Consider the following 4,111-nt stretch of genomic DNA (forward strand, 5'->3'; position numbering starts at 1 on the left):
TTCGGGAAGTAGCTCAGCTTGGTAGAGTACTTGGTTTGGGACCAAGGTGTCGCAGGTTCGAATCCTGTCTTCCCGATAGAGTAGAAAGGTCAGATGACCTTTTTTATTTTGTTTGTAACGAAAAAAGGCCGTTTGGCCTTTTTCTTTTATAATAATTGGTATTCGTCAATCAGCATGATGGTTTCTCGTCCCTTATTATCGACAATTCTAACTTGTCTTGGATAATAGGGGTCGAAGGGAATAAGGAAATCAACTGCAATTTCTAAGGGGAAGTCTTTTTGACTGAACCGTAAAGTTGTTTTTCCTTTTCGATTGATGAGTTCAAATTTTAGAACGGAGTTTAAGGGATAGACATGCTTGAGGTAGTTGTCAATGACATACCAGAAACTATCAATAATATCGTCTGGTAAACTGGTCATAACCCCAAAACTAGCATAGCGACCTCGAGTATTCGTAAACGCCATAGTATCTCCCTTCCTCTTTTTATTAAGTACATAGTACTTGTTTTAAGTGGATATTGCAAGTATTAAGTTCGAAAAAAAGAGCTTTCGCTCTTTTCAACTTTATTTATTTCGCAGTTCAACATAACGGTTGTACCAAATTTTGATGTATTCCTCAGAGAAAGGACCTAATTGATTGTTGATCCAGTCTACAAGGATTTTGACATTTTCTTTTAGGATAAAATCAATGTCATCTGAATAGTTCATTTTGCGTTTGTGCTGTTCGTATTCTTCTACGTCCAGCAGTTTCTTTTCACCACCAGGAAAGACTTTAACATCAAGATCATAATCAATATACTTTAGTGCCTCCTGATCCATATAAAATGGACTGGCTAGATTACAATAGTAGGACACTTCATTATCGCGGATCATAGCGATGATATTGAACCAATACTTCTTATGAAAGTAGACGATTGCTGGCTCTCTGGTAATCCATCTTCTACCATCGCTCTCTGTAACGAGAGTATGATCATTGACGCCGATCAGTGCGTTTTCCGTAGTTTTTAGTACCATGGTGTCCCGCCACGTTCGGTGGAGACTTCCATCATGTTTATAACTTTGAATTGTAATAAAGTCGCCTTCTTTAGGTAGTTTCATAACTTACCAACTTTCTACAATCTAAGTACATCCTCTATATTGTATCATATTTTCATGAAAATAAGGGATTTTCATATAAATTTTTATTTAAAGGAATTCGCGAAGAGCTGTAGAAATGTCAGAGTAGTCGTAGCCTTTGCGAGCTAGTGCTTGAGTGAGGCGTTGTTTGAGCTCGTAGCCCTCGTATTTTCGAGAATATTTTTGATGTTGCTTTTCCAGTTCCTTCATAATCAGGTCGAGTGTTTGTTCTTCATCTGGCTCGATATCCAACTGGTGATAGGCGTGCTTGGCAACTTCATAACTAAAGCCTTTATTGATAAGATTTTGTGTGATTTTATCTTTTAAGGCTCTTGGTGGAAGTTTTTTAGCGTATTGTTTGGCTAATTTTTGGGCAGTTCGTTGAGCTACTTCGGAAAAATCAATTTCTGAGGTAATCTGATCAGTATAGTGGGAAGAGACACCTTTTTGAATGAGCTTTTGCTTGAGGAGATAAGGTCCCTTGTCACCTGAGAGTTGATTGGATTGAAAGATGGCGCGAGTATAGGCCAAGTCATCGATCCATTTGTCTTCTTTTAGGGTGTTCATGACGGTTTCAATGGTAGATTCGTCAATTTCATGCTTGGCTAAGTAGTCGCGAACTTCGCGAGCTGTTCGGGCTTTAAAGGAAAGGTGGTAGAGGGCTAAATTTTTAGCATGGGAGAGCTGGGCAAAGGTTTGGATTTCCTTGAGTTCTTCCTGGCTAATTTCCTTGTCTCGTGAGAGCATGAAGCGGACGATGGTGTCTTCTGTAATGTAGAGGGATTCAGCTAGATCAAGCTCTAGAAGGTAGAGATGTTTTTTCTTTTCTAATTTGGTGATTTTCATAGGCTTCCTGTTTCGTTTCAGTTTTATTTCGGGTTATGATCAGTCTTTCTCTCTATATTATTCGTATTCTTATTGAGAAATGGTCTGTAATTCCTTGTTTTTCTTTTCAATTCTATCATATTCTAAACGAATGAGAAACTACATGGTATAATAGACATATGAATCTAAAAGTTAAACAAAGAATTCCTTTGAAAATCAAGCGAATGGGAATTAATGGAGAAGGGATTGGCTTTTACAAGAAAACCTTAGTCTTTGTGCCTGGGGCTTTAAAGGGTGAAGATGTTTTTTGCCAAATTACTGCGATTCGAAAGAACTTTGCAGAAGCCAAGCTCTTGTCCGTCAACAAGGCTTCCAAGTATCGGGTAACGCCAACCTGTGATATTTACGAGACCTGTGGGGGCTGCCAAATCATGCATCTGAAGTACAGCAAGCAGTTGGAGTTCAAAACGGACTTGCTGCAACAGGCCTTGAAGAAATATGCTCCTACCGGCTATGAAAATTATCTAATCCATCCGACTCTTGGGATGGAAAAACCTCAGTATTATCGGGCTAAACTCCAATTTCAGACACGTAAATTCAAGGGGCAGGTTAAGGCCGGTTTATACGCTCAAAATTCCCATTATTTAGTGGAATTAAGGGACTGTCTGGTCCAGGATCCGGTCATTCAGGAAATCGCCAATCATGTAGCGGACCTATTGACCTACTACCAGATTCCGATTTCAGATGATCGGAAACAGTTGGGGGTTCGGACCATCATGGTGCGCCGGGCTCGTAAGACTGGACAGGTCCAAATGATCGTGGTGACGAGTCGGCAACTCAATTTAACAGACTTGGTTGTAGATCTAGTAGCAAAACACCCTGAAATTGTAACGGTGGCAGTCAATCTGAACACCTCCAAATCGAGCGAGATCTATGGAGAGAAGACACAGATTATTTGGGGTCAGGAGACCATTCGAGAAGGGGTCTTAGATTATGAATTTTCCTTGTCTCCTCGGGCCTTTTACCAGTTAAATCCTGAGCAGACAGAACTCCTCTATAGTGAAGCTGTCAAGGCATTGGATGTGTCACCAGAGGATCATTTGATTGATGCCTACTGCGGGGTTGGGACCATTGGTTTTGCCTTTGCGGACAAGGTCAAGAGTGTACGGGGGATGGACATTATCCCTGAAGCGATTGAGGATGCTAAATACAATGCGAAGCAGATGGGCTTTGATAATACCCACTATGAAGCTGGGACGGCTGAAGAAATCATCCCTCGTTGGTACAAGGAAGGCTATCGCGCAGATGCAGTCATTGTGGATCCACCTCGGACAGGGTTGGGAGTTCAATTGATTGACACCTTGTTGCGCTATGCCCCTCAAAAGATGGTCTACGTTTCTTGTAATGTTTCCACCCTAGCGCGAGACCTCGTGGATTTGACCAAGGTATATGATGTCGTCTACATCCAGTCTGTGGATATGTTTCCCCATACAGCTCGGACAGAGGCTGTGGTGAAGTTAGTGAAGAAATAGTCTGATCAATAAAGTCTGCTGTCCTTTGATTACAGATTAAGATATACAGGAATAAATGATAAATAGACTATTATTTAGCTTTTAAATAGTTATACTAAATAAGAAATTAGCAAATTTGAGTTGTTAATTTTTTATTTTAGTAGCTGATGTTCGTTTTTCAGTTAGTTGAAATAATTTATTCTTTTTGATTATGTGTTTGGTTTTCGTCCATTTTTATAGTTTTATAAGTATTTTAGGAAGAATAATGGAACTCTCTTGTTAATGTTAGATAACTGATTCGCATCTTTTCCTATTCGCGAAGACTATTTGCAATTGATTCTATATTATCTAATATAAATTGTATGTTGTTACTTGTTTTATTATAATGATAACATAACAAACGAAACAAATAGCTGATAAATATTCAAGAATAATGCGTTTTTTTGCAAATTGTAAGATTTAAATATTAGGGGGGATTATAAATATATTTTAATGCCATCTCATATAACCTATAATCATAGATTCTAATCTAAAAATTTAAAATGAGTTTCATTATTTAGGCTCTAAAAGTTATTTTTTGTTTTATGATAAATTGCAAGAATAAGTGCAACATTTACTTGAACTCATCCTCTAGAGCTTCACAAGCAGTTCTGTAAGCTA

Annotated in this window: 4 protein-coding genes and 1 tRNA gene; 2 read left to right on the top strand and 3 right to left on the bottom strand. The window is 38.7% G+C overall.

What is annotated here, in order from left to right:
* Positions 1-2 precede the first annotated feature (2 nt).
* Positions 3-76: transfer RNA gene (locus K1J10_RS10160), tRNA-Pro, on the top strand.
* Positions 77-146: 70 nt separating this feature from the next.
* On the opposite strand, the gene K1J10_RS10165 is transcribed toward K1J10_RS10160, so the two are convergent.
* The 3 genes from K1J10_RS10165 to recX all read right to left on the bottom strand — a co-directional run bounded on the left by K1J10_RS10165 (position 147) and on the right by recX (position 1,961).
* The gene (locus K1J10_RS10165; RefSeq protein WP_048690403.1) at positions 147-464 is read right to left on the bottom strand and encodes a DUF960 domain-containing protein; all 318 of its coding nucleotides are present in this window, start codon (positions 462-464) and stop codon (positions 147-149) included.
* 99 nt (positions 465-563) lie between these two features.
* A complete protein-coding gene (gene ntdP, locus K1J10_RS10170; RefSeq protein WP_154852127.1) occupies positions 564-1,097 on the bottom strand; it encodes a nucleoside tri-diphosphate phosphatase in 534 nt (177 codons plus the stop codon).
* An 87-nt stretch (positions 1,098-1,184) separates the two neighbouring features.
* Positions 1,185-1,961 carry a recombination regulator RecX gene (gene recX, locus K1J10_RS10175; protein WP_223357251.1) on the bottom strand — a complete coding sequence of 259 codons (777 nt, stop codon included), beginning with the start codon at positions 1,959-1,961 and terminating at the stop codon, positions 1,185-1,187.
* A gap of 158 nt (positions 1,962-2,119) precedes the next feature.
* Between recX and rlmD the strand changes: the two genes are divergently transcribed.
* On the top strand, positions 2,120-3,472 hold the full coding sequence (gene rlmD, locus K1J10_RS10180; RefSeq protein WP_223357253.1) for a 23S rRNA (uracil(1939)-C(5))-methyltransferase RlmD: 1,353 nt from the start codon (positions 2,120-2,122) through the stop codon (positions 3,470-3,472).
* Positions 3,473-4,111 lie beyond the last annotated feature (639 nt).

The organism is Streptococcus australis (assembly GCF_019930045.1).
Classification (GTDB): domain Bacteria; phylum Bacillota; class Bacilli; order Lactobacillales; family Streptococcaceae; genus Streptococcus; species Streptococcus australis_D.

What these genes read in the sequence shown, in the direction of transcription:
- K1J10_RS10165 (WP_048690403.1), bottom strand. Translation starts at nt 464, where the DNA reads ATGGCGTTTACGAATACTCGAGGTCGCTATGCTAGTTTTGGGGTTATG.
- ntdP (WP_154852127.1), bottom strand. Translation starts at nt 1,097, where the DNA reads ATGAAACTACCTAAAGAAGGCGACTTTATTACAATTCAAAGTTATAAA.
- recX (WP_223357251.1), bottom strand. Translation starts at nt 1,961, where the DNA reads ATGAAAATCACCAAATTAGAAAAGAAAAAACATCTCTACCTTCTAGAG.
- rlmD (WP_223357253.1), top strand. Translation starts at nt 2,120, where the DNA reads ATGAATCTAAAAGTTAAACAAAGAATTCCTTTGAAAATCAAGCGAATG.